Source organism: Fibrobacter sp. UBA7003 (genome assembly GCA_002449765.1).
GTDB lineage: Bacteria > Fibrobacterota > Fibrobacteria > Fibrobacterales > Fibrobacteraceae > Fibrobacter.
On the sequence record DJXN01000015.1, the window covers coordinates 142,802 to 168,368 of the forward strand.

26 protein-coding genes are annotated in these 25,567 nt (G+C 53.5%); 15 read left to right on the forward strand and 11 right to left on the reverse strand.

Annotated elements, in window-relative coordinates:
- Positions 1-18: 18 nt before the first annotated feature.
- Positions 19-942: a cysteine synthase A gene (cysK, locus tag B2952_RS12670; protein WP_290731009.1), complete on the reverse strand. Its 924-nt coding sequence runs from the start codon at positions 940-942 to the stop codon at positions 19-21.
- Positions 943-1,039: 97 nt separating this feature from the next.
- On the opposite strand from cysK, the gene B2952_RS12675 reads away from it, so the two are divergent.
- On the forward strand, positions 1,040-1,948 hold the full coding sequence (locus B2952_RS12675) for a lysophospholipid acyltransferase family protein (protein ID WP_290733442.1): 909 nt from the start codon (positions 1,040-1,042) through the stop codon (positions 1,946-1,948).
- On the opposite strand, the gene B2952_RS12680 is transcribed toward B2952_RS12675, so the two are convergent.
- Positions 1,945-2,496, reverse strand: coding sequence for a pseudouridine synthase (locus tag B2952_RS12680; RefSeq protein ID WP_290733444.1), 552 nt, complete (start codon positions 2,494-2,496; stop codon positions 1,945-1,947). The genes B2952_RS12675 and B2952_RS12680 overlap by 4 nt on opposite strands.
- 128 nt (positions 2,497-2,624) lie before the next feature.
- Between B2952_RS12680 and B2952_RS12685 the strand changes: the two genes are divergently transcribed.
- The 10 genes from B2952_RS12685 (at position 2,625) to B2952_RS12730 (ending at position 14,854) form a co-directional block, all read left to right on the forward strand.
- Positions 2,625-5,030 (forward strand): Tex family protein, encoded by a 2,406-nt coding sequence (locus B2952_RS12685; protein WP_290733446.1) that lies wholly within the window; start codon positions 2,625-2,627, stop codon positions 5,028-5,030.
- Between the two features lie 328 nt (positions 5,031-5,358).
- A complete protein-coding gene (locus B2952_RS12690) occupies positions 5,359-6,276 on the forward strand; it encodes a hypothetical protein (protein ID WP_290733448.1) in 918 nt (305 codons plus the stop codon).
- Positions 6,277-6,410: 134 nt separating this feature from the next.
- Complete coding sequence (locus B2952_RS12695) at positions 6,411-7,259, forward strand: TIGR02147 family protein (protein WP_290733450.1); 849 nt, start codon at positions 6,411-6,413, stop codon at positions 7,257-7,259.
- Positions 7,256-8,704 (forward strand): LamG domain-containing protein, encoded by a 1,449-nt coding sequence (locus B2952_RS12700; protein WP_290733452.1) that lies wholly within the window; start codon positions 7,256-7,258, stop codon positions 8,702-8,704. Before B2952_RS12695 ends, B2952_RS12700 begins: the two co-directional genes overlap by 4 nt.
- 27 nt (positions 8,705-8,731) lie before the next feature.
- On the forward strand, positions 8,732-9,505 hold the full coding sequence (locus B2952_RS12705) for a fibrobacter succinogenes major paralogous domain-containing protein (protein WP_290733454.1): 774 nt from the start codon (positions 8,732-8,734) through the stop codon (positions 9,503-9,505).
- A gap of 6 nt (positions 9,506-9,511) precedes the next feature.
- Positions 9,512-11,068 carry a PEGA domain-containing protein gene (locus tag B2952_RS12710; RefSeq protein WP_290733456.1) on the forward strand — a complete coding sequence of 519 codons (1,557 nt, stop codon included), beginning with the start codon at positions 9,512-9,514 and terminating at the stop codon, positions 11,066-11,068.
- A gap of 152 nt (positions 11,069-11,220) precedes the next feature.
- On the forward strand, positions 11,221-12,006 hold the full coding sequence (locus tag B2952_RS12715) for a fibrobacter succinogenes major paralogous domain-containing protein (RefSeq protein WP_290730989.1): 786 nt from the start codon (positions 11,221-11,223) through the stop codon (positions 12,004-12,006).
- An 86-nt stretch (positions 12,007-12,092) separates the two neighbouring features.
- Positions 12,093-12,866: an FISUMP domain-containing protein gene (locus tag B2952_RS12720; protein ID WP_290730986.1), complete on the forward strand. Its 774-nt coding sequence runs from the start codon at positions 12,093-12,095 to the stop codon at positions 12,864-12,866.
- 22 nt (positions 12,867-12,888) lie between these two features.
- On the forward strand, positions 12,889-14,160 hold the full coding sequence (locus B2952_RS12725; protein ID WP_290730983.1) for a TonB family protein: 1,272 nt from the start codon (positions 12,889-12,891) through the stop codon (positions 14,158-14,160).
- 67 nt (positions 14,161-14,227) lie between these two features.
- Positions 14,228-14,854, forward strand: coding sequence for a fibrobacter succinogenes major paralogous domain-containing protein (locus B2952_RS12730; protein ID WP_290730980.1), 627 nt, complete (start codon positions 14,228-14,230; stop codon positions 14,852-14,854).
- A 279-nt stretch (positions 14,855-15,133) separates the two neighbouring features.
- On the opposite strand, the gene B2952_RS12735 is transcribed toward B2952_RS12730, so the two are convergent.
- A complete protein-coding gene (locus tag B2952_RS12735) occupies positions 15,134-15,331 on the reverse strand; it encodes a ferredoxin (protein ID WP_088636941.1) in 198 nt (65 codons plus the stop codon).
- Positions 15,332-15,463: 132 nt separating this feature from the next.
- On the opposite strand from B2952_RS12735, the gene argB reads away from it, so the two are divergent.
- From argB to B2952_RS12755, 4 genes are read left to right on the forward strand one after another with little or no spacing between them, the layout of a single operon-like run.
- On the forward strand, positions 15,464-16,255 hold the full coding sequence (gene argB / locus B2952_RS12740; RefSeq protein ID WP_290733459.1) for an acetylglutamate kinase: 792 nt from the start codon (positions 15,464-15,466) through the stop codon (positions 16,253-16,255).
- Complete coding sequence (locus B2952_RS12745; protein ID WP_290733461.1) at positions 16,236-17,441, forward strand: aspartate aminotransferase family protein; 1,206 nt, start codon at positions 16,236-16,238, stop codon at positions 17,439-17,441. Before argB ends, B2952_RS12745 begins: the two co-directional genes overlap by 20 nt.
- 12 nt (positions 17,442-17,453) lie before the next feature.
- Positions 17,454-17,900 (forward strand): transcriptional regulator NrdR, encoded by a 447-nt coding sequence (gene nrdR / locus B2952_RS12750; protein WP_173366712.1) that lies wholly within the window; start codon positions 17,454-17,456, stop codon positions 17,898-17,900.
- 14 nt (positions 17,901-17,914) lie between these two features.
- The gene (locus B2952_RS12755; protein ID WP_290733463.1) at positions 17,915-18,871 is read left to right on the forward strand and encodes a class I SAM-dependent rRNA methyltransferase; all 957 of its coding nucleotides are present in this window, start codon (positions 17,915-17,917) and stop codon (positions 18,869-18,871) included.
- A 28-nt stretch (positions 18,872-18,899) separates the two neighbouring features.
- Here the strand turns inward: B2952_RS12755 and B2952_RS12760 are convergent, their stop codons facing one another.
- The 8 genes from B2952_RS12760 to B2952_RS12795 all read right to left on the reverse strand — a co-directional run bounded on the left by B2952_RS12760 (position 18,900) and on the right by B2952_RS12795 (position 25,517).
- Positions 18,900-19,898 carry a phosphatase gene (locus tag B2952_RS12760; RefSeq protein WP_290730969.1) on the reverse strand — a complete coding sequence of 333 codons (999 nt, stop codon included), beginning with the start codon at positions 19,896-19,898 and terminating at the stop codon, positions 18,900-18,902.
- Positions 19,891-20,259 carry a hypothetical protein gene (locus tag B2952_RS12765; RefSeq protein WP_290730966.1) on the reverse strand — a complete coding sequence of 123 codons (369 nt, stop codon included), beginning with the start codon at positions 20,257-20,259 and terminating at the stop codon, positions 19,891-19,893. Before B2952_RS12765 ends, B2952_RS12760 begins: the two co-directional genes overlap by 8 nt.
- Positions 20,260-20,336: 77 nt before the next feature.
- Positions 20,337-20,630: a hypothetical protein gene (locus B2952_RS12770; protein WP_173366708.1), complete on the reverse strand. Its 294-nt coding sequence runs from the start codon at positions 20,628-20,630 to the stop codon at positions 20,337-20,339.
- 436 nt (positions 20,631-21,066) lie between these two features.
- Positions 21,067-21,813: a 3-methyl-2-oxobutanoate hydroxymethyltransferase gene (panB, locus tag B2952_RS12775; protein WP_173382872.1), complete on the reverse strand. Its 747-nt coding sequence runs from the start codon at positions 21,811-21,813 to the stop codon at positions 21,067-21,069.
- Between the two features lie 152 nt (positions 21,814-21,965).
- Positions 21,966-22,772 carry a DNA repair protein RecO gene (gene recO / locus B2952_RS12780; protein ID WP_290733465.1) on the reverse strand — a complete coding sequence of 269 codons (807 nt, stop codon included), beginning with the start codon at positions 22,770-22,772 and terminating at the stop codon, positions 21,966-21,968.
- 24 nt (positions 22,773-22,796) lie between these two features.
- Positions 22,797-23,153 carry a histidine triad nucleotide-binding protein gene (locus B2952_RS12785; protein WP_290730960.1) on the reverse strand — a complete coding sequence of 119 codons (357 nt, stop codon included), beginning with the start codon at positions 23,151-23,153 and terminating at the stop codon, positions 22,797-22,799.
- Between the two features lie 25 nt (positions 23,154-23,178).
- Entirely contained in the window at positions 23,179-24,564 is a 1,386-nt protein-coding gene (locus B2952_RS12790) for a hypothetical protein (RefSeq protein ID WP_290733467.1), read from the reverse strand.
- The gene (locus tag B2952_RS12795) at positions 24,561-25,517 is read right to left on the reverse strand and encodes a hypothetical protein (RefSeq protein WP_290733469.1); all 957 of its coding nucleotides are present in this window, start codon (positions 25,515-25,517) and stop codon (positions 24,561-24,563) included. Before B2952_RS12795 ends, B2952_RS12790 begins: the two co-directional genes overlap by 4 nt.
- Between the last annotated feature and the right edge of the window lie 50 nt (positions 25,518-25,567).

Sequence of the window (25,567 nt, forward strand, 5' to 3'; positions counted from 1 at the left end):
GAAATATAACTATACGGGCTACTTTTCCGTCCAGAGCCAGGTGCTCAGGTAGCGTTCGCCCGTGTCGGGGAGGAGCGCCACGATCCGCTTGCCCTTGAATTCGGGGCGCTTGGCGACCGTCAACGCGCATTCCAGAGCCGCTCCGGACGATATCCCGACAAAGATGCCTTCTTCGCTTGCTGCCGCGCGGGCCGCGTTCCCGGCCTTCTCCGTGCTGGTGAGGTACACCTCGTCGACCACCTTCGGGTCGTAGATTTTCGGGATAAAGTTCGCTCCGATTCCCTGTATCTTGTGCGGACCCGCCACGCCTTTCGAAATCATCGGGGAATCATCGGGTTCAATCGCGATGACGTAGACGTTCGGGTTCTTTTCCTTGAGGTACTTGGCCGTCCCGCTTACGGTTCCGCCCGTGCCCGCCGTCGCGATGAATACGTCCACGTTGCCCTCGGTATCGTTCCAGATTTCGGGGCCCGTCGTGAGGTAGTGTGCCTCCGGGTTCGCCGGATTCTCGAACTGCTGCGGAATAAAGCTCCCGGGGTTCTGCGCCGCAATCTCGTTCGCCTTCTCGATGCAGCCCGCCATGCCCTTCGCGCCTTCGGTCAGCACGACCTCGGCCCCAAGCGCCTTCAATAGCAGCCTGCGTTCCATGCTCATGGAATCGGGCATCGTGAGCACTACCTTGTAGCCCTTTACGGCCCCCACGTAGGCGAGCCCGACGCCCGTATTGCCGCTGGTCGGCTCGATGATGAGCGCGCCCGGCTTGAGCTTGCCCTCCTTTTCGGCGCGTTCAATCATGTTGAACGCCACGCGGTCCTTCGCGCTTCCGAGCGGGTTGAAACTTTCGAGTTTTACGTAGACTTCGGCCCCGCCCTTGTTCAACTTGTTGATGCGTACGAGTGGTGTGTTGCCGATAGTTTCGAGAATGCTATTGAAAATTGCCATAAAAAAACTCCGTCGCGACACGTGCCGCGCTGGCAAACAATCTAGTATTATTTTTTGTGTGCCGGCCGCGCCCGTTTAAGTATATTTTATGCAAATTATGCCTGTACTCCGTTCCATCATGTCAAAAGTGTTCGCGCGAACCGCCGGTTTCGTGCTTTGCACCTGCGGGTGGAAAAAGGGGACGGTTTACGCGAACTTGCGACACGTGGATGGCGCGGAACCCCGTGAAGGGAGCCCGCTGCGCATTTCCCGGCCGGGAACGTTCTACCGCACGCTCATCTGCAACCTCACGCGCCATGCGGGCGAAATCCTTTTCCGGTTCGGCTCGTTCAAGAAGTTGCCCCGCGAACTTTCCGCATATCCTTGCCGCATCGACGGCTGGAACTTTGCCCTCGCGGAAGGTTCTGCCCCGGTTCTCGAGAAAATGCGAAACGGCGGCATATTCCTTACGGCCCATTTCGGGAACTATGAGGCGATAGGCCCGTGGCTCTGTCGCCTCGGAATCCCGCTGGTGGCGAGCTACATCCCGCTAAGGCCCGCGTGGCTCAATCGCATTCTGGATAAACGAATTCGGGCCGTCGATGGTCGCCCTTACAGCGTAGATGCGCGCACCCCGCGGGAGTTCTTGCGCCTGCTCGCAGACGGGAAGTTAGTTTGTCTGCTGGCCGACCAGGATAGTAGAATCCCGAGCGCGCTCGAGGGCGAGTTCATGCACAGGCCCGTACGCAACAACCCGCTTCCGGATTTTTTGCTCCGGCACCGCCCCGAGACGCCCGTGTTTATCTGCTGGCTGGAGGATGCCCGCGGTTCGCTGCGTGTCCTCCATGCGATTGAACTGCCCCGCGCATCCGCATCCTGCGATGTCTTGCCCGCCTTCAACATCTGGCTCGAATCCCGCATAAAAGAAAATCCGGCCCTCTGGTACGGCTGGACTCATCGCAGGTTCTATTCCAGGAATCCGGAAATCTACGCGCGGAAAAGTCCGCGCATGGAAAATTCCGTTTAAAGGATTTTCTCCGTTACGGCCCGCCACTGTCTGGGCTGCAGGTCGCCGAGCTCGACGTTCCCGATCCTGGTGCGGATGAGTCTCAGCGTCGGGAAGCCGACCGCGGCAGTCATGTGGCGCACCTGGCGGTTCTTCCCCTCGATAAGCGTGAGCCGGACCCACGAAGTGGGGATGTTCGCGCGGAATCGGACGGGCGGGTTGCGTGGCCAGAGCCATTCCGGTTCGGTTGCAATTTCGGCGGTGCACGGCTTGGAACGGTAGCCCTTGAAGGAGACTCCCTGCATGAGCTTTTGGACGGCTTCTTTCGTGATTTTGCCTTCGACCTGCGCGAGGTAGGTTCTCGGGTGCTCGAATTTTGGGTCGAGGAGCCTCTTGATGAGCTTTCCATCGTCCGTGAGCAAAAGGGCCCCTTCGCTGTCGTGGTCTAGTCTTCCGGCGGCATAGATTCCGGGCGGGAATCCGAACTGGTCGAGAGCCGGGTGCCCCGCTTCGGGGGTAAACTGGCTCAGGACGCCGAAGGGCTTGTTGAAGAGGATGACGCTGGACATCAAAAAAAATATAGCATTACCACTTTGTCACAAAATTGACACTTTCTTTTGCTATATTGCGATTCTGTCAACCCAGGGCATTTATGACCCTAAAAACCGGAAACGGAATCTACATATAGGAATAGAAAATGGATTTTTCCGCAATTATTGCCGAAGAACTGAAGCTCGAAGTATGGCGCGTCGCTAAGGCGCTTGAACTCATGGACCAGGGGGGCACGGTCCCCTTTATCGCCCGCTACCGCAAGGACCAGACGGGTACGCTGAACGAAATTGAACTGCGCGACATCAGCCACCGTCGCGACTATCTGCAGGAACTTGCCGACCGTAAGGAAACGGTGCTCAAGAGCATCGAGGAACAGGGCAAGCTCACTCCCGAACTCAAGGCCCAGATCGAGGCCTGCAAGGACAAGACTCTCCTCGAAGACATTTACGCCCCGTACAAGCCCAAGAAGCGCACCCGCGCGACCATCGCGAAGGAACTCGGTCTTGAACCGCTGGCTCGCCTGATGTGGGCACAGGAAAATACCGGCAATACTGCCGAAGAAATCGCCCGCATCTACCTCTCCGAGGAGAAGGGCCTTGCCGACCCGAAGGCCGCCCTCAAGGGTGCCGCCGACATTCTCGCCGAAGAGGTTGCCGACAATACCGAATTCCGCCAGTACCTCCGTGCCAAGATGGAAAAGACCGGCGTGATGGTTTCCAAGGTCAAGAAGGATTTCGAGAAGCAGGAGACAAAGTTCAAGGACTACTACGACTTCAGCGAGCCGGTCTGCAAGATTCCGAGCCACCGCATGCTTGCGCTCCGCCGTGGCGAAAAGGAGAAGGTGCTGCGCCTCACCATCGAAGTGCCGAACGACGAAATGGTCGGCTACCTCAAGACCCAGATTATCAAGGGCGAAACGACCTGGACTCCGTACCTGGAGGCCATGTGCCAGGACGCCTGGGAACGCCTGCTGCAGCCGAGCATGGAAAGCGAAGTGCGCCTGATGCTCAAGGACGCCGCCGAAGAGGAAGCCTTCAAGGTGTTCAGCAAGAACCTGCAAGACGTTCTGCTTGCCGCCCCTGCCGGTCACAAGGCCGTGCTCGCTCTCGACCCGGGTTTCCGTACGGGCTGCAAGGTGGCTGTGCTCGACGAAAACGGCAAGTTCATGGATCATGGCATTATCAAGCCGCATGAACCGTGGAACGACAAGGCCGGTGCCGCTGTGTACCTGATGCAGCTCATCGACAAGTATAAGATTGACCTCATCGCCATCGGTAACGGAACCGCGAGCCGCGAGACCGACGCCTTCTGTGGCGAGATGGCCCTCAAGTTCAAGGGCAAGGTTCCGCCGCGCGTTATCGTGAGCGAAGCCGGTGCTTCCGTTTACAGTGCAAGCATGATTGCCATCCAGGAATTCCCGAAGGAAGACGTGACGACCCGCGGCGCGATTTCGATTGGCCGCCGCCTGCAGGACCCGCTTGCCGAACTCGTGAAGGTAGACCCGCAGTCTATCGGTGTTGGCCAGTACCAGCACGACGTGAACCAGCGCGAACTCAAGAAGCGCCTCGACGAAGTGGTGGAAAGCTGCGTGAACATGGTGGGTGTGGACGTGAACAGCGCATCCGCTCCGCTCCTTGCCCATGTGGCGGGCCTCAGCAATACGCTTTCGGAAGCCATCGTGAAGTACCGCGAAGAGAACGGCGCGTTTGCAAGCCGTGAAGACCTGAAGAAGGTGAAGGGCTTCGGTCCGAAGGCCTTCGAGCAGGCGGCGGGCTTCATGCGCATCCCGGGTGCCGAAAATCCGCTCGACGATTCCGCGGTGCACCCCGAAAACTACGCCCTCGTGGAACAGATGGCCGAGAAGGTCGGTGTTCCGGTGAAGGATATCGTGGGCAATGCCGAAGCGGTGAAGGCTATCAAGGTCGATGAGTTCCTCTCCGACGAGGTGGGTAAGGCTACCCTCGACGATATCGTGAAGGAACTGCAGAAGCCGAGCCGCGACCCGCGTAAGGAATTCCGCTACGCGAAATTCGATGACCGCATCAAGACCATCAACGACCTCGTTACGGGCAGCTGGATGGAAGGCGTGGTCACGAACGTGGCGAACTTCGGCGCGTTCGTGGACATTGGCGTTCACCAGGATGGCCTCGTGCATATTTCTGAAATCAGCGACAAGTACGTGACCGATGCGAAGGAAGTCCTGACTGTGGGCGATGTGGTGAAGGTGCGCGTTGTTGCCGTAGATGCGAACCAGAAGCGCATCAGCCTCTCGATGAAGCAGGAATCTACCGACGGTGTGGCAGGTGCGGGTGTGAGTGGCCCTCGCGGCCAGCGTGTCGGCGGTCCTCGCGGGAACTTCGGTGGCCGCGGCCGCGATGGTGTTCGCGGCAATGCCCGCCCGCAGGGCGGCATCCAGGGCCATGCGACCATCGCAGACCTCAAGAACAAGATTGCGGGCAAGGATCGCCCGGGTTTTGCTCCCAAGAAGCCCGTGGTCGCCCAGCCGCAGAAAATGAGCGCCCTCCTGAAGCAGATGAAAAAAGGCAGGTAGATTTGACAGCGGCGGAACGCTTGCGTTCCGATATTGGCAAATCTACGGTGCCTAGCGCTGCGTAGCAGCGCCAAGGCCGGTAGGCGAGCGTCGCGGGAATAAGCTCGCGTTCGATGATTTGGAAAGCAAGTTCCACCAAAGGTGGAACCTGCCTTTTTTGGTAAGAATACGCCTTTTTTTGTTATAAAATAATTGCATTATGTTCCTTTGAATGCAATTTGATTATTTTATCAAATAATCAAGCGGAGAAAATATGTCAGAACAAGGTAGCGAAAACAATCGTTATAGGGAATTTGTCCTTAAGAACCGGCGCTCTATGAATGAATCCATGTCGAGGATTCTTCTCTTTTGTGCCTTTGCGGGCCCTGCAATCGCGCTCGACCGCTTCCTCGGTTATTGCGATGTCTCGTACTTGTCGTGCGCCCTGGTAAGCCTCTTGCTTGTCCTCCTCTCGGTAGGGCAGAAACTCCTGAACCGCTATTATCCCTTGAGCATCGTGACCGTGTTCTGGGGGCTTGTGGGCTTTATGTGCGTGCTTACGTTCATGTGCATGGCCAAGGTCGGGGTGTATATTACCTATGCGCTAGTGCCCATGGTGAGCCTGTTCTATTGCGAGAAGAACATCTACCTCATAAGCGTCGCCATGAACTACGTGATGATTCTAGTGTCGAATGTGCTGGTAAGCGATTTCCGTTCCCTCGACCGTCTCGATTTCCATAATCCGCTGGATTGGTTCGTCGCGGTGATGGGAGGCTATACGATTGAATCCATTGCGATTGGCGTTGCCGGATACTACTTGTGCAATCGCATTTCCAACCATTTCAGGAGCATCTATACCAGCAATATCGTTATCGACCAGAAGTACCGCGACGAGGAGCACAAGGACCGTGTCACCCGTGCCGTTACGGCCCTGTACCAGTGCGTCTACGTGATAAATCTCAAGAACATGAGCTACGAGGTGGTGCAGCGCGACCGCTTTGTGTCGGATGTTGTGCGCGACGAGGACAATCTTGCGACGAACATTGAAAGGGCTGTCTTTGCTCTTGTGGAAAACGTGGACAAGCAGCGCATGTTCGAGTTCCTGGACTTGAATACGCTCCCGGCCCGTCTGGATCAGCAGAGCATGATTTATGCGGAATGCCAGGGAAAGTTGCATGGCAGGGTCCAGCTGTCGTTTATCCTCGTCGAGAGGGACGAAGAGGGGGATCCGCTCTCGGTCGTGTTCACCTTGCGACAGGCGGCCTGATTTTGGCCACGCCGGTGTGCGAGGCTTGTTTTTTACACGCTCCTGTGTTGTAAAAATTGCCGATTTAAACGCATTTTACACGCTTTTTTACTCAAAAACGGCCTTTTTGTGTAAAAATAATGTAATTTATGGGCATGAGTATCGCACTGGAACATCTATTTGACTACGATGACTTCCGCAAGTTCATGCAGGACTATTTCGAAGAGCAGAAGAAAATGCGCTCCGTGTTTTCGCACCGTTTCTTTGCGGCGAAGGCGGGGTTCAGCAGTTCCTCGTACTGTCTGAACGTGATTCGCGGGCGGTTCAACCTCACGCCGAAATCTATCGAGAAGATTTCGAAGGCGATGGATTTCGAGCCCCTGCAAAAGGAATACTTCGAGGCGCTGGTGCAGTACAACCAGGCGCAGCAGGTGGACGAGCGCGACCAGGCCTGGAAACAGATTCTGCAAATCCGCAAGCAGATTGAATTCACGCACATCACCACGCGCGAGCAGGCCTACTTCAGCAAGTGGTACTACCCGGTAATTCGCGAACTCGCGGCAGATTCGCAGTGGCACGGCGACTACCGGATTTTGGCCCGCTCGCTTACCCCGCAGATAACTACGGAAGAGGCGCGCGATGCGGTGAAGAACCTGCTGGAATGGGGGCTCTTGCGCAAGCTCGACGACGGCCGTTACGTGCAGACCTCGCAGATGCTTGATGCTGCAGAAATCCCGCCGATTGCCCTCCGGCAGATTCGTCGCGAGTATATCCAGCATGCGATAGGCGCGGTGGAGTCCATGCCGAAGGATGAGCGCTTTGCCGCCTTCACGACGCTTGCCATGAGCGAAAGTTCCTATAATTATGCCGTGGATGTCCTCGAAGAAGCCCGCAAGAAGATTATTGCCCGTGCGTCCAACGACACGAACGTGGAACGCGTTTACGAGATGATGCTCGTGGCGTTCCCGATGAGCAAGAAAGTCGGAACGGAGGTTGAAAGATGAAACGTTTGATTGTTTATCTAAAACAGCCTGCCATTTGCCGCGCATGGATGCTCGCCCTTGCCGCATCCCTTGCGTTTTTTGCCTGCTCGAACGGCGACGATGTTGCGGGCGGCGTTACCGATATCGGGAACTCTATTGCACGTGAACCAGATACGACAAAGATTGCAGGGACCGTTGTCGACATGCAGGGCAACAAGATGCCTGCCGCACGGCTCACGCTGTACTGGGATAACGGTTATGCGATTGAGGATTCTCTGGAGGCTGTTGCCGATTCGAATGCTCAGTTCGAATTCAGGGTCGCAAGTAATGACATGCACGGTTACCTGCAAAACGGGCGGACGACTGCCATCCAGTATGCGGATTCAGCAAGGGATGTGATAAATGCGTTTGCGGGTGTTTATCTGTATGCACGGTCGGGGTCCCTTTCGGGTATCTCGCTTCCGCCGAGTGGAAAGGCGACCGAGGTCCGTATCGGTTCGCGCAAGGCCCTGCGCGGGAGCATGTCCGGTGTGACTTCGGGCAAGGTTCACATCGGCGGGACGCATCTTAGCGCCGACATACAGGAAGACGGTTCGTTCAGTTTTGATTCTATCCCGCCAGGAATGCAGGAAGAGTTAATTTACTCGGAAAGCGATTCCGTGCTGGGTTACATTCCGTTTACCATACAAGATGGAGGCGATACCGTTGTATTGCCGCAGCTTGAAAACTACGACGGATTCCTCTGGAACCCTGACCTGTCCCTGCTTGCGGATGCGTACGGGTTTAACTCTTACCATACCGATTATGTTCGCTGGTCCGATACCGGCTGGACAACCGTGAATATTGAGATGAATGGCGACGAGTACGTGTTCAACCACGACGGCAGACTTGCTGACAGTGTGAATTACGTGGATGGCGTGAGCGGCAAGGGCGTGCTGCTCGGTGCTGGCCAGTATATCGACCTCGATACGCTCAACCCGACCGGTGGCGACTTCACGCTGTCGCTGTGGACTAAGTGGAACGGCCCCAATGGCGAACACCAGGTGCTGTTCTGCCAACGCGCCTATTGGAGCGATTCTACGTCGCGATTCCAGTGGCACTACGAAGTGAATCGCGGTTCGTTCGCCGTAATGAAGAGCATGCCCGGCTACCCCGAGGTGGTGTTCTTCGGGGATTCGACTTCCGTACCCGTGGGCGAGTGGGCGTTCCTTGTGCTCGTCTCCAGGAACCATCGCGTGAGCATGTACGTGAACGGCGAGCCCGTAGCGATTGCTGATAGCGACGGTACCGAATTTGCAGGCGAGTTCGTGCCGAACGAATTGAACCGCAGTGTCCCGTTCCGCGTGGGGGGCGACGAAATCAGGACAGAAACCTGGAATGGCGTCATCGACCGCGTGAGCATCGAAACCCGCGCCCGCAGCCCCGAGTGGATAAGGGCGACGTACGAGTCCGTCCTTTCTCGGTAAAAGGGAATATTGACAATATTTGTTTGTATGAAGGCAACAATGGTTGCCGTTAAATATTATTTTTGTAAAAAAGGAATTGAAATGAATAAGAAGCCTTGTTTTCTTGGTTTTGTGTTTTTGCTTGTCATGGCGTTGGTTTCTTGCGACCAGGAAGGAGTCAAGACGAGTAAATCGGGGTATGTCGATCCTTCAAGCGTTGTCAAGGGCACGATGACGGACCCCAGGGATGGAAAAACCTATAAGACTGTGACTATTGGGGACCAGATCTGGATGGCTGAAAATATGGCCTTTAAGGTTGGGAATAGCCCCTGTTACCAAAATAAAGAGAGTAATTGCCAAAAATATGGACGTTATTACGATTGGGCATCTGCGATGAAGGCTTGCCCCTCGGGGTGGAGGCTTCCTAGCAGGAAAGATTTCGATAAATTAGTCGTGTCGGTTGTTTCTGAGCCTCTTGAAGCAGACTCCCGGTGGCTTCAGCACGCGAAAGAGAAAATTTTGATTCAGATGCTGAATTCCAAGAAGGGATGGCAAAAGAATGGTAATGGAAAGGACTTATACGGCTTTTCGGCAATTCCCGCTGGGGATGGGGATGCGTATGGTTCGGAAGGTTTTCGCTTCAGGCTTATGGGATATGGCGCCTATTTTTGGAGTTTTTCTAATACCGGGAACGATTCTGATTACCATGACTTTTTTTCGCTGTATTACACGGAATGGGGAACGTATGAGTATGAAGGTATTGGAATTTGGAACTATCCGGATGGTGCCTTGCTTTCAGTCCGCTGTGTTCAAGACAAATAGAATTTTATGAGACGTCAGTTTTTTGCATTTCTTTTCCTGTTGATTGCGGCTCCTGCGTTCGCGGCACATGTCGCTGTTCTGGAAACAATGGCGGATCCCACCGCGAAGGACAAGGTCAAACTCTCTGACAGGCAGTATTTGACGAATGTCCTGCGTGAAGAGGCCGTGAAGCAACTTCCTGCCGAACAGAACTTCACCATTATGACCCGCGAAAACATCTTACAGATGTTGCCGCCGGGCAAGGCCATCGAGGATTGCGAAGGGGAATGCCTTGTGGAAACCGGGAAGAATATCTCCGCCGACTATATTTGCCAGGCGCGTGTCGGCAGTTTTGGTGGCTCGCTCACACTTTCGGCGGAACTCTACGAGACCGCGGGAAACAAGCTTGTTTCGAGCTTCAATGGACAGGGAAAGAACGTGAACGCCTTGCTCGACATTATCAAGAAGAAGGCGCCAGACTTCTTTAGGAGTGCGAAAAGCAAATCGACTGGGTTTGACGGGCTAGGTGGTATTGGCTCAGTCGGTTCCATTGGCGATTACAGTTATTCGGGCAAACAGAAGTTTATTGTAGAAATTACTAGCGAACCGAAGGGTGCCGTGCCTACCATAGATGGAAGGGCGGATTCCAAATGCTTGAGTACTCCATGCAAGGTGCTGGTGGAGGCCGGTAGCCACAGGTTTGTTGTTTCCAAGGACCGTTACGACGATGGCGAACAGGTTGTGGATGTGAGAGAGAATAACCAGAAGGTTTCGTTCTCGCTTACTCCAGCATTCGGCTGGCTTGTGGTAAAGCCTGAATTCGAAGGCAACGCCGAGAGTCGAGGGAAATTGTCCATCTCTGTGGATGGCAATCATAAGAAAGACGAAAAAATTGAACTGGACCCCGGTGTACACAAGGTCAGCTTGTCGCACCCCTGCTATGACCCGGTGGAATTTGTGGTATCTATAGCGAAGAACAAAACCGAGCTCTTCGACAGGATGATGACCCGGGGCAAGGGCGGGCTTGAACTCAATGCGGAATTCAAGGGCGAGCCGCAGTCGGTGACAGTGCGTATCGATGGTGTGGAAGCGGGTAGCACGCCTTATGCGGGGGAGGTGCCGATGTGCGCCGAGGTTGAACTTGTGGGAAGTGGCTGGGCAGAGAAGGTCGACGTGCAGCCGAAGTGGCACAAAGATGTACAGGTGACGCACTCGCTTGCACATAGCCCTGATGGGCTTGATGTCGATGAAACCCGGCTACGCGCCAAGGAGGCCTATGCAGAACTGGATGGCGATGATGATTTCTTGGCTGAGTCAGGCAGGCCGTCGAAGGTGAAAAATGACGGCAGCGGTGCGGCTGGAAAGATTTTGCTGGGCACTGGCGTCACGGCTGCGGTGACGGGCGTTGTGCTGGCCGTTATCGGGAACAGCCAGGCGAAGTCCGCATCCGAGAAAAAATACGAGACAGAGTCGGAGTTTAAGAAGAACCGCAAAGATGCGGAATCAGGACAGACTCTCCGCAGTGTAGGAATCGGAATTGCCATTGTCGGTGCCATCGGGATAGGCATAAGTTTTGCGTTCTAGGGGGTGGGATAATGAAGTGGATAGTAAATAGTGGCTGGTGGTTAGGAAATCGTCACCAACGCGTCTCATTTCGTTACCCTCGCGTAGGCGTGGGGCTGTTGACAATCTTTTGCCTTTTTCTTCTCTCCGCCTGTACCGACTATGTCGCGCAAATGGATGAGGACTTTGAAGCGTGGAAAGAGGAACGGTTGACGAAGGATGAACCATCTTCCAGTTCGCAGGTCAAGTCGAGTAGCAACTCGATGCAGAAATCGTCTTCTTCAAATGTGAAATCATCGAGTTCTGTTACGGTATTTAGTAGCACAGGGGCAAGTAGCAGTACTGTGGAGTCCTCGTCCTCTATGGTTGTTTCTTCGTCTTCTGTTTCGGTGTCGTCCAGCAGCGTTGCTGCAGTCAATTCGAATTCTTTTAGGGATTCCCGCGACGGCCAGACCTACAGGATTGTTAAAATAGGAACGCAAGTTTGGATGGCGGAAAACCTGAACTACGAAACGGCAAACAGCTATTGCTACGATGATGTCTCGAGCAATTGCTCCAAGTATGGTCGCCTTTACACATGGGCGGCGGCGACAGCGGCCTGTCCCAGCGGCTGGCATTTGCCAACAAAGACTGAATTTGAAACCTTGCTCACAGTAGTGGGTGGCTCGTCCCCTACAGTGGGCTGCTCATCTACTGCTGGCGCAAAGCTAAAATCTACCAGTGGTTGGAACAATAGTGGTAATGGCTCGGATGCCTACAGTTTTTCCGCTCTCCCCGCGGGCAGGCGGGGCAGTGTCACCTACTCTGGCGACTTCTTCTATTTGGGCGAGTCTGCCGATTTTTGGAGCGCCGATGACGATGGCGGCTACATGAGCCTAGGCTATCGCGATGATGGAGCTTGCGTGTGGCGCGGCGCTTACAATTACTTCGCTTATTCTGTCCGTTGTCTCAAGGATTGATTGTGTTGAGATTGCGTGACATACGTCGTCTTTGTCTTTTGTTGTTGGCGATACTTTTTGTTGCCTGTACTGATTATGTTGCACAGATGGATGAAGACTTTGTTTCATGGCGTGCGGCTCGTAATGCTGTGGAAAGTGGCGTTTCAAGTTCAAAAGACGAATCCAGCAGCAGTTCGTTGATGTCATTGTCTTCTTCAAATGTAAAATCATCGAGTTCTGTTGAGAAATCATCTAGCAGTATCGTCGAATCATCGTCTTCTAAGGTCCTTTCATCATCGTCGGCTCTTGTGTCATCTAGCAGTGAAATTCTAATGTCAAATAGTTCCGAGAAATCGAGTAGTAGTTTATTTGGCGAATCATCTTCTAGTAAAAGTCTTGGGACGATGACCGACTCCCGCGATGGTCAGACGTACAAAACGGTAAAGATTGGCGTGCAAATCTGGATGGCGGAAAACCTAAATTACAAAGCGGACTCTAGCTTCTGCCACCACAACGATGAAAGTAATTGCTCCAATTATGGTCGATTTTACAGATGGGCGACTGCGATGGATAGTGCTGGTACATGGAGTTCGAACGGCAAGGGTTGCGGTTATGGCAAGGCATGTTCGCCGACATACCCCGTGCGCGGCGTATGTCCAAGTGGCTGGCATCTGCCTTCATTGACGGAGTTGATCACCCTGTTCAATGTAGTTGAAGGCTCATCGACCGACTACGAGGATGCCGCCATGTTTTTCTGGAGTTCTTCTGAGAACGATAGCATCTACGCATATGGCATGAACATGTACTATGATTTCGGTGATGCTTATCCAGACGTTCACTTTAAGAACTTTGGTCAATATGTCCGTTGTCTCAAAGATTGACAATTTTTTTAAGGAGTAAAAAATGCATATTCTAAAATTAGGTGTTGCCATCATGGCTCTTACAGCATCCTTGTGCACATCAGTTTCTTTTGCGGCTCAGCAGAAAGGAACGATGAAAGATCCTCGCGATGGAAAAACATACAAGACTGTAAAAATTGGCGACCAAGTCTGGATGGCGGAGAACTTAGCTTTCGAGATAAACGAGAGAAACGGAAATCCTGGGAGCACAAATGATTGTTTGATTTTTGGCGGTAACGGGGAAAAAGCGAATTGTAAAAAATATGGCCGATATTATTCGGCGATGGCCGCTGCAACAACCGCTTGCCCTGATGGTTGGCGTTTGCCGGGTGCTGCAGAATTTAAAAAATTATTGGATTATACAGGAAATTCCATAGACCTTAAATCAAAAAAAGGGTGGAACACCTACCAGCAACCGAGCGGGAATGGAACAGATAAATACGGATTCAATGCACAACCTTCAGGTGGATGCGTAGTAGCCCAGGATGCTAAATGTGCTTATATGGATGAAGGAAAATACGCCTATTTTTGGACATCTTCGATGCAATGGAACTCTGCAGAGGATGCCATTTTGCAACAATCGGTGCCAGAGGGGGTTGCTTATGCATTTTTGGGAGCACCGCATGCTGATTATGGTTTTGATGTTGCTCCACAAAAAAAAGCAATTTCGATGTGGTATCCTGTCCGTTGCATTCAGGATGAAAAAAAGAATGTAGGAGATGGGTTGGCTGGCTTGTTATCGGGGAATGCTAACGACAACGACCAGAAAGAAAGTGCCGATTTTAATGAAGGGGATGCAACGGAATCGTCTTCACACGATGCTTGTAAGGCTGCGGTAGCTAAAGTTAAGAATACATTTAATAGATGTAAAACACTCCCTACAGGAAGTTATGAAAGATCGATTTGCAAGAAAAAATATAAGGAGGAAAAAGAAGATGCAGAAAATGCTTGCAAAGTTACGGATAATTCATGTAGTCGTAGTGCATCGGATATTATGGAGGTTGTGCGTCAGAGAATGCCTGGTCTGCGTCACATCTACAACAAGTTTCTGAAGCTGCAACCACATTTTCAGGGTGTGGTTTCCTTGAGGTTTACGATTGCTCCGGGTGGCGAAATCATCAGTATCTCCATTGCTTCTTCTACGACCGGTTACGGCGAATTTGACAATGAAATCAAGACCGCTGTGAGCCGCTGGAATTTTGGCAAATTTAAATGTGATGATGGAAATGTCGCAAACGAAACGACAGTAACTGTTCCGTTTACTTTCTATGAGTAAAATAAAAGAATACTTATATAGAGGAAAAAATGAAAAATCTTCTTAAAATAATGCTTGCCGCATCCTTGTGTATATCGGCTTCTTTTGCGACTCCGCAGAAAGGAACGTAAAGGATCCTCGCGATGGAAAAACATACAAGACTGTAAAGATTGGCGATCAAGTCTGGATGGCGGAGAACCTGAACTACGGAACAGTGAACAGTTATTGCTTCAATGATGATGTAACAAAATGTACCAAGTATGGTCGCCTTTATACATGGGCGGCGGCCATGGACAGTGCCGGAGTGTATTCGACAAATGGCAAGGGTTGCGGAAAAGGCAAGACATGCTCGCCGACATACCCCGTGCGGGGCGTATGCCCCGACGGCTGGCATCTGCCGACCCCAAAAGAGTGGAGGACCCTATTCAGCGCTGTCGGCGGTTCACCGGGCGACGGTACAAAACTCAAATCCACATCCGGTTGGCAGAAAGACGGCAACGGCACGGACGCCTTCTCGTTCTCGGCGTTGCCTGCTGGCTACCCGAGCTTCAAAGGGAATTACTACGACGAGGGCACCTATGCGATCTTTTGGAGTTCTACTGAATACGATGACTACTACGCGAACCACATATACTTGTATCGCGGGGGCGACATTGCATCCCTGGCCGAAGACTACAAGGGCTACGGGTTTAGCGTTCGTTGTCTCAAGGACTAGATGAGCCTAGCCGCACCGCATTTGTAATCTTCTTCCTTGGCCTCGCCGTTTACTTGGACTTCTATGTAGCCTTACTTCACTGCCTGCGTTGCAAGATTCGTCTTGATGGTGAGAACCTCGGACTCGGAGATCTCCTTGTGCCCGTAATATACAATCGCTGGATTTCCCGTGCTAGACAAGTTGCGACAATTTCCTGCCTCTCAAATAAAAAACAGCCTTGTCCGAAGACAAGGCTTTATAAGTTTAGAGTTGGTTACGGACGCCTTGCGCCCCTAATGATTACTCGTACTTGATCACGCCGGCCGGGCAGCTGTCGGCAGCGTCCTTGATTTCGCTTTCGTAAGCGGAGAAATCGACGCCTTCCTTCACCTGCATCTTTTCGGGAACGCTGAACACTGCGTCGCAAGTTGCTTCGCAGGCGCCGCAGGAGACGCATTCGTCGCTGGATTCGTCGAGCCAAACTTTCGTGATTGCCATATTTTACCTCTTGTGTATGGTTGAATTATGGTTATAATATAATAAAAACATTGAACTCGCGAGCGTTTTTTCTAAATTTTGCGCGTAAAAATCAACGTCACACGACAAAACCCATAGAGGACATCGCAAAAGATGAAAAAAGTGGTTGTAAAAATTGGTGGCAGCCTGGCAATCGACGAGGCCAAGCTGGCTGATTTTGTGTCGGCAGTCTCTACCCTCCCCGGTAGTGGCTGTCAGGTGGCCGTGGTTCACGGCGGTGGCAAGGACATCAACGAGAATATCGCCTTGCTCAAGGAACAACCGACATTCATCGACGGTCTGCGCGTGACGACTCCCGGCATTATGAAGATGGTCGAGATGACCCTCTCGGGTCACGTGAACAAGAAGCTTGTGCGCATGCTCCTGAACAACGGTTGCGGTGCCGTTGGTATTTCGGGCGTAGATGCAAACCTGTTCCAGGTGGAAAAGAAGCAGGGCAAGGTGGACCTTGGCCTGGTGGGCGAAATCAAGAAGGTGAACCCCGGCATCGTGACCGCGCTCTGGGGTGCGGGGTTTGTTCCCGTGGTAAGCCCGATTTCGATTGGCCCTGACACAAACGGCAAGGTTGTGAGCTGGAACGTGAACGCAGACACCGCCGCATCTGAACTGGCTGTGGCGCTTGAGGCCGACCAGTTCGTGCTGGTGAGCGACGTGCCGGGCGTGATGGACGAAAACAAGAATGTAATTCCCGAACTGAGCGAAGCGGACGCCGAAAAGCTGATCGAGGCTGGCGTCATCTCCGGCGGTATGATTCCCAAAGTCCGCGAGAGTTTCAAGTCGATCCGACGAGGACTCAAGAGCATCCACATCGTGGGTTGGAAGGACGCGGAACACTTTGGCAAACAAATTAATGGAGATTTAAATTATGGCACAATCCTCAGCTAACCTGCTCGAACAGGACAAACAAATTATCGCGCCGCTCTACGGCAAGGCAGACATCAACTTCGTAAAGGGCGAAGGCTCTTACCTCTATGACGACCAGGGCAACAAGTACCTGGACTTCGTGGCGGGTATCGCCGTGAACGCGCTCGGTCACCAGAACCAAGCCATCAAGGATGCGGTGGTGGATCAGATGAACCACTTCAACCACATCAGCAACCTTTACCCGAACTACCCGCAGATTAATCTCGGCAAGGCACTCCTTGAAATCACCAAGTTCGACAAGGCGTTCTTCTGCAACTCGGGTACCGAGGCCAACGAAGGCGCAATCAAGTTCGCACGTAAGTACTTCGACCGGAAGGGCGAAAAGAACCGGCAGAAGATTATCACCTTCGTGAACAGTTTCCACGGAAGGACGTATGCTGCGCTTTCTGCGACGGGCCAGCCGGCTATTCGCGAAGGCTTCGGCTCCATGCCGGGCGACTTCGTTCACGTGACTTGGAACGACTGCGCAGCCTTGAAGGCCGAGGTGGATGGCAATACCTGTGCCATCATGCTGGAATCGCTGGCCGCCGAAGGTGGCGTGATGACTCTCTCTGCCGAAATGGTCGCTACGATTAACAGCCTGCAGAAGGAATTCGGCTGCCTCGTCATCGTTGACGAAGTGCAGGCGGGTGTGGGCCGTCTCGGAACCTTCCTCGGTTTCGAAAAGTACGGCCTGAATCCGGACCTGGTAACGCTTGCCAAGGGAATCGGCGGCGGTCTCCCGCTGGGTGCGGTGCTCCTGCGCCAGAAGATTGCCGACCAGCTCAAGGCCGGCGACCACGGTACCACATTCGGCGGTAACCCCATTGCTTGCGCCGCGGGTCTCGCTGTCGTGAAGCAGATTCCGGGGCTGCTCAAGAATGTGGCTGAACGTTCTGCCCAGCTGAAGGCCGGTTTGGCAGGCCTCGTGGAAAAGTACAGCTTCGCCAAGGAAATCCGCGGTGAAGGCCTGATTCTCGGTGTGGCACTCGACGAATCCATGCCGGTGGGTAACATTATCGCTGCTGCTAGGGCCGAGCATCTCATGGTGCTCTCTGCCAAGGGCAACGTGCTGCGTATGCTTCCGCCGCTGAACGTGAGTGCCGCGGAAGTGGACGAAGCACTGGAAAAGCTCGGCAAGGCGTTTGAAACGGCCGCCGCAAAATAATATATTCTAGCCATGATCTGCCCTTTTTGCAAGAACGACAACGACAAGGTGGTCGATAGCCGCGTGAGTGGAACCGCCATCCGCAGACGGCGTGAATGCCTGGCCTGCGGTCGCAGGTTCACGACGCGTGAGTATATTGAACTCCAGCCGTTGACTGTCGTGAAAAGGAGCGGCGAAAAGCAACCCTTCCAGCGTGAAAAGTTGATTCGCGGCATCATGAACTCTTGCAAGAAGCGCCCGATTACATCCGAGGATATCGAGGAACTGGCGACCCGTGTCGAAAACGCCCTGCCGGTGAATGACAATTCCGAAGTGGGTTACGATACCATCGGGAACCTCGTGATGCAGGAACTCAAGAAGCTCGACGCGGTCGCCTACGTGCGGTTTGCCTCCATCTACCGCGAGTTCAAGGAAGTGGGCGAGTTCGTGGACCAGATCAAGTCGATGGACAAGGCTTAGACGCGGAGTTTTCCATGCGTCGTCTCCTAGAAGTTGCTAATGAAAAGCGTTCGCCGCTGTTTCCGGTGACGGATGCCTATCGCATCGTGAACGGATTGGCCGACGGGTTTCCGGGGCTTACGCTCGACAGGTTCGGTGACCGGTTCCAGGTGCAGTTCTTTGGACCCGAAATGCTTGCCCGTCGTCGCGAATTCGTGGATGCTGTGGCAGCGGTGTTTGAACCGGCCTGCATCATCGTGAAGGAGAGGCTTTCGCGTTCGGGCAAGTCGCTAGAGAACGCGCCCATGGAGGTTGCTTTCGGGACTCGCGATGCTGCCGTAGGTACGGTGCGCGAAGGCAATGCGCGGTTCCATGTGGACTTGCTCGACACCGTCAATCCGGGGCTGTTCCTCGACATGCGGCACGTTCGCCTCGAGGTAGAGGAACGTTTCCGCGCGATGACTAATAACGCGCGGTTCCTGAACCTCTTCAGCTACACGTGCAGTTTTTCGGTGCATGCGCGCCTCGGGGGTGCTGCGGTCGCCACCAACGCCGACATCAGCGGCAAGATTCTTGACAAGGGCCGCGCAAACTACGCTTTGAACGGGCTCGACTTGCGTCCGGGCGAATTTTTCCGCGGGAACGCGCTCGAGTATGTGCGCTGGGCCATCAAGAAGGGCCTCGGGTTCGACGGTATCGTGCTCGATCCGCCGAGCTTTGCGCGCTTCAAGGGGTTCAACTTCAACGTGCGGGAACATTTGATGCCGCTTGTTTCGGAATGCGCGCAGGTTCTGAATCCGCGCGGATTCATCATGGTAAGTTCCAACTACAGCGAGTTCGCGCTTGACTCCTTTGCGCGGGATGTGCTTGCTGCCGTCAGTTCGGTGCATAAGGAAGCCCGCACTGCTTGGAAGCGCGGGCAGGATATCGATTTCGCGGGGAGCGGTGCGACTAAGGATTCTTGCCTTGTCGCAACACTAGTAGAATTGTAAAAAGATCCCCACCTACGCGGGGATGACGTTATTCGGCGTCGGTCGCGCCTTCTTCGGCAGAATTCTCTTCCTTCTTCTTGAGCCAGGGCGGAATTTTTTTTGCTTTCGGTTTAGCTTCCGGCTCGGGTTCCGGCGGGTACAGGAGCCCGAAGCGGATGCCCGCGGTGCTGATGCGGAATGTCTCGACGCGTAGCTTTTCCAGGAGCGACTTGAGCCAGAAGAGCCCGCAGATGATGACATCGCTGCGGCCGTTCTCGAGCCCCGGGAGCATCGCGCGGAGCTCCTTCGAAAGGTTCGATATGCGCGTGGTGACTGCGTCGAGGTCGGCGATGCTCATTTCGAGCCCCTCGATGGCCTTGTAGTCGAACTGTTGCTTGTTCAGGAACACCATGGCGAGCGCGGTGCCTGTACCGCCGATGAGGTAGACCGGCTTTTTCGTCATGCCCTTGAAGCTGACTTCCTTGAAGGTCTCCTTCACGAATTTCTTGTATTCGGGGCCGGGGATGGGGCCCATCGCCTTGAACATCTTGAGCGCGCCTACGGGAATCGAGAACGTGGTCTCGCCGTTGCTGAGTTCGGTGGAGCCGCCGCCGATATCAATGGTGACGATGCCTTCGCCGTGCCATTCCTTCACGGAACGGTAGGTGAGCTTGCCCTCTTCTTCGCCGCTGATGATGCGCGGGCGGAACCAGAGCGCCTTTTCGACCGCATCGATGACTTCGTCCTGGTTTTCGGCCCTGCGCATGGCTTCGGTCATGGCCACGGCCTTGATGTCGGCCCCGAGGGCGTGAAGGTCCATGCGGAACGATGTCATGACGGCGACAAGTTCCTCGATTTTCTTTTCGGAAATGCGCCCGTGTTCGTAGATGTCTTCGCCGAGCTTGCAGATTTTGACTTTCTGGAGTTTCGGGACCAGGACTTGACGCGGATCCTGGCCTTCTTCGCCTTGGGTGCTCTCGAAGGCGGCAATGAGCATGATGCAGCTCATGCTCCCGATATCGATGGTGGCCTGGAGCTTGTTATCCATTCTCGGCCTCGTTTCCGGAGTTGTTTTGCTCGGTTTCTTCCGGAGCCTTGTTGAACTTGTCCATTCCCGCCTTGATTTTCTCGGCGATATTCGCCGGGTGCAACAGGAATTCCTTGGCCGACGCGATGGCTTCCTCGATGACGTATTCGGAATACTTTCCGTTCCAGCTGGCGACTAGTTCGCCCGATTCGCTTCCGAGGGGCTTCTTCTCGCGGATTTCCTGGCCCATCCTGAGGGCTAGCAGGAGCCCGAGTTCGAATCCGCGGGGGGATTCCTTTGCTTCGAGCAGTTTCTCAACGCGCTTGACGCGTTCGTCTAGGGGAATTTTCTGGAGTTCTTCGAGGTCTTTTTCCGAAATCATGCGGTAAAGATAGCAATAAGAAAAAAGAAAGGGCTCGCGAGATGCGAGTCCTTTCCAAAAAGAGAGCACTGTAAGAATTACTTCTTGGCAGCGGCCTTCTTAGCAGGAGCCTTCTTGGCAGCCGGCTTCTTGGCGGCAACCTTCTTGGCAACCGGCTTCTTGGCGGCCGGCTTCTTAGCGGCGACAGCCTTCTTGGCCGGGGCAGCCTTCTTAGCAGGAGCAGCCTTCTTGGCGGCCGGCTTCTTGGCAGCGGGCTTCTTAGCGGCGACAGCCTTCTTGGCCGGAGCAGCCTTCTTGGCGGCCGGCTTCTTGGCGGCGACAGCCTTCTTGGCGGCGGGTTTCTTAGCAGCGGGTTTCTTTGTTGTAGCCATTGTATTCTTCCTTTTTTGAGGGTTTAATGATTTGATGACTTTAAAATAACTTTATTTTCACAAAAAATCAACACCTTTTTAAAATTTTTTTCATTTTTTTTCAAAAGTCTATTGACAATCGAGAAAAAAAGTCTTATAGGAAAATAAAATTACTTTGTATGTAAAATGGCGCGAGCCCAATAAATACGGGCATTCCAGACGATTTGGCATTTTTTGCACCATACAATATTTTTTGATTGTAAGTTGATGATGCTCAAAGGATTACTTGTGATTTTCGTAACACTTGCAAAAAAATCCCGCCATCGACGAGATTTTTTTCTTTTCACCAGAATTTTTTTTCAATCGCGAGAGAAAAATTTTCAGTCATTCGAGAATTTTTTCTATGCGGAGACAACTTTTTTGCTTTGCGTCGAGAAAAATTTCTCCTTGCTGTGCGTTACGCTTCGTTCTTCACGCTCTCCACGTATTTGCGGAAGCCTTCTACGCCCAGGGAATACATGTCGACGAACTTCGTCGCGAACGGAGGGAGCTTTTTCTGGTGCATTCCGAGCGCGTCGTGCATCACGAGCACGTGTCCGTCGGTGAATTTACCGCCGCCGATGCCGATGGTGACGCTTTTCACCTCGCCGGTAATCTTTTTGCCGAGTTCTTCGGGGATGTGCTCGAGCACCGTCTCGAAGCATCCGAGGCTATCCACGAACTTGGCGGCGTCTTCGATGGCGCGGGCCTCTTCTTCGGTCTTGCCCTTCTGCTTGAAGTTCTCGGCGGTCTGCGGGAGCAGCCCGAGGTGTGCACAGACGGGAATATCCTTGCTGCGGAGGTACTCAATGACGCCTGCGGGGGTGCCTTCGAGCTTGACGCTTGCCGCGCCTAAGTCCATGAAGCGCTTAGCGTTATCGTATGCGGTTTGCGGATCCTTGTCGCTTCTGTAGGGCATGTCGGCCACCACGTGCGTGTTGGGTGCGCCGCGGCAGACGGCGGCGACGAAGATGAGCATTTCGGTCATGCCGATTTCGCGGGTGCTCTTGTAGCCGAGCATGGTGTTCGCGAGGCTGTCGCCCACGAGAATCTGGTCGACTCCGGCGGCTTCTGCCATCTGGGCGAATGCGAAGTCGTAGGCGGTAATCATCGAAACTTTCTTGCCCGTGCCCTTCAAGGCGCGGATATCTTCCGCAGTAAGCATAGCATCTCCTATTTATGAACCGCGCTTATAAACCGCGCTTTCTGTGAACAGCGCTTTTCACAGCGCGTAAAAGATAGAAATTATGTTGGAACTTGGCGCGAGGTCGTCGCAGGTGGGTGTGAGCGCAAACCGGAGTAATTTAATTCAGGAATCTAGCGCGAACGGTCGTATAACTTCCGTGTTTCGTTCAGGAACTTGAGCGAGTTTATTTCGCGCATGAACCCGATGTGGCTGCGCAGGTAGGCGAGGAGCGCGTTCTCGACGTATTCCGGGTGCGCGATTGCCCTGCCGGTGCGCAGCGCCTCGAAACCGGCGAGCGTCTCGGGCCGAGCGCGGGGAGTTTCGACCCCGAGACAGTTTTTGCAGACGAACGCGCCCGTTTCCGGATGGAAATCGGCCGGAGCGCCTTCGATTTGGTGGTCGCAGCGGCTGCAGGAACTCATGTCCAGGTGGTAGCCCCAGAGTTCACAGGTGTCCAGGAGCCAGCGGGCGAAAACACCCGACTTGTTGTTCGCGGCGTTGCGCGCGGGGAGTTTAACTTCGGAATCTGCGGGCAGTTTAACTTCAGGCGCATTGCCCGCGGGTACGTCAAGTGCCGCGAGCGCCTCTTCCAGCAGGGAGAATTCCCCTTCCAGCGGGACACCCGCGGGTGCGTACCGCAATACGATTTCGGCCATCACCTGCGCCTTCGCGAGGGCGAGCAGGTCTTCGCGAAGGTGCGCGTGCCAGTTGATGACGCTCGCTTCCTTCAGGAACTGCAGTTCCGTATTCGGGTTCTCGCGATACACTATCTCGCACAGGGCGAGCGGGTCGAGCGCCCCCCTGAACGGGCTATCTTTTCGCTTGCCTCCCTTCACGATGAAGGAGACCGTGCCGGTTTCTTCCGTAAGCGCCTTCACGATCCAGCTGGAATCGCTGTAGGGGAAGCGGTGCAGGACTATCGCGCGGGTTTTAATCATAGAATGGCGGCTGCGCCGCGATTATTAAGCCTTCGGGAACGGAGGCCAGCCCATCTGCTGCCCGCCAACGACGTGCAGGTGGATGTGGAACACCGTCTGGCCCGCATCGGCCTTGCAGTTGAACACGAAACGGGCGCCGCCCTCTTCGAGGCCGAGGTCCTTCGCGATAAGCTGTGCGCGGTAAAGCATGTTACCCACGAGTTCGCAATCTTCCGGCTTCATGTCCATGATGGTCGCGATATGGCGCTTCGGCACCACAAGGAAGTGCACGGGGGCCTGCGGGGCGATGTCGTAGAATGCGAAAACGTCGTCGTCTTCGTAGATTTTCTTGGAAGGGATTTCACCCTTGATGATTTTGCAGAAAAGGCAATTTTCACTCATAGTATTATAAATAGTAGTAAAAGTTTTAGGAAATGTCGGTTGGGGTGTCGCTGGGAGCGTCGGTGGGCGGGAAAAGGAGCGCGCTCGTGTTCGCGGTGATGGTCCTGATGACATTGATGTAACTGACCAAAAGAACGATGCTAACGACGAAGGTCACTATCCTCGCGGCAATGGTTCCTCCCAAATAGAAGTACAGGCAGACTTGCATTAAAAATCCGAAAATAAGTATGGCGAAAAGCCCCCATTTCGGGATATTCTGGAATTCCTGGTTGTTCTTTTCGAGGGCCTCTCTTTGCAGTAAAAGCTGTTCGCGGAAAATACTAAAATGGGCTAGCGGAAATATAAAAGGTATCAGGGCGCTGATGAGTGTTCCCCATGGTGGAACAGGTTCGCTCCTGAAACGGTTCAGTTCTTTTTCGATGCAGAGCAACCACCTGCAGAATTTATAAAGCGCAATCAGGAAAGGTAGCACGGCTAGTAGAAAGAATTCCGGCATGCCAAACATTCCAAAAACCAAGGCATACAAGAACGGCGTGTCATTGAGAATTATATTGACAAGGAACAGTGTGCAACAGACCATGAACCAGAATATTGTCTTGCGGGCGCGCTTTTGGCAAATTATGCTGGCCTCGGCTTTGTCGCTGTTTTGTTCTTGGGCGCCGTTGTCTGGTTCGGTGCTGGCCGCAGTGTCGTCGGGAGCGTCGGTAGGCGCTGTATCGGGAATGCCGGTTGGTGAGTCGGCTGTGGAGACGACATCCGGCAGGGAATAGAGCGTGCTCGTGTTCGCGGTGATGGTGCGTATAATCTTGATGTAACTTGCAAAAAGGAGAATGAGGAACGCGATGAAGCATCCGATGGAGATGTGGCTGAGAGCGGGGCTTCTATTGTCCAGTATCAGGAAAAAGGAGGCGTAGGCGGCGATGCCGCCACCGAGTATGCCGGGGAGTGCCCACCGCGGGGGAACTTCACTTTCGAGATTGTTCTTGTCGAGCGTCTCTTTTTGCTGCGAGAGCAGTTCCTTGAATATGAAAAAGTGCGTAAAGGGGAATAAGGGGAGAATCAATGCGCTGGAGACATCTTCCCACGGGACGAGTTTTGCTTCGGAGACTCGGTTCAGTTCTTTTTCTGCGTGGATTAGCCATCTGCTGCATTTATAAACGGCGATGCATAGCGAAACGATGGCGAAGAGAGGCGGGATGATGAAGGGCAGATAAAAGGGGAATGCAATTGCCGCAACCAGCCCTCTTGTGCAAAAATCCACGAACCCTCTTCTTAATTCAGGGTCAATGAAAAGGCATGCAATCCATGCGATGGCAACGGAGGCTACAAGGCTTAGAAAGAAAAATTTCAGCCAGCGCAGGGCTTTCCCCGCGTGTACATCGCATTCCGTTTCGCACTTCTTGCAAATCATGTCGGCCTCTGCTGGTCATCGGGAGTGTCGCTGTCTAGTTCGTCGCTTGGGGTGGCTTTGCTCGGTTCGTCGCTGGCTGCGGTGTCGGGAATATCGGTGGGGCCGTCGTTCGTTGTCTGTGAATTCAGCGCTCTGGTGTTCGCGGTGATGGCCTTGATAACTTTGATGTAGCAGACCAAGAGTATGATGCTGAGAATTATGCTGAGTACCCGTGCTGCGAAGAGGCCTTTTGCAACGAAGAGTCCCAGGAACCAGCCAATTTGTATAGTGAAGCCGAGAAAGGGGATTGCTTTGAGCATCCAGCCGGGAAGGTGAGCGCTTTCTAGGCTGTTTTGTCCGAGAGCCTCTTTTTGCCGGGCGAGTAGGTCCTTGAAAATCATATAGTGATATACCGGAAAAATAATGGGGATCAGGGCAAAGAATATTGCTCCACGGGGTGTAAAATCGGTTTCTGAATAACGTTGCTGTTCCTTGATGACGCAGTGGAGCCAAGCGCAAAACTTGTAAATGGCAATCCAAGAGGTGACAAAGAGATGTACAAATAGCAGGAAGAAGTTTATGATGATGCCGAAGCCCAGGAGGTCGCCGACTGCGTTTGCTCTTGTTCCTGAAAGGAACTGTAGAAATATGAATGGAACGAATATGCCCAAAATTCCCGAAAGCAAAAATCCTTTAAGCAATTCTCCAAAGTAATTGTCGAAGCCACCATGAGTTGCAATTGAAATTTCCGTCGGAATAGCGAGAATGGTTAAGCCGATAAAGAAAAAACTGAGCCAGAAAACTGCATTCTTACAGTAAATCTCGTATTCCGAGAGGGTTGCAGTTTCCTCCGGCTCGGTTCCGTCTGCCGGGTTTGTGGCCGAGGAATCGACTTTGCTGTCGTTCGGTGCGTCACACCACAGGCACTTCGGCATGTCGTCATCGTATTCCCTTCCGCACTTCTTGCAAATCATGTTGGCCTCTGCTGGTCAATGTAGAAAAAATCCCGGCGCAGGGGCCGGGA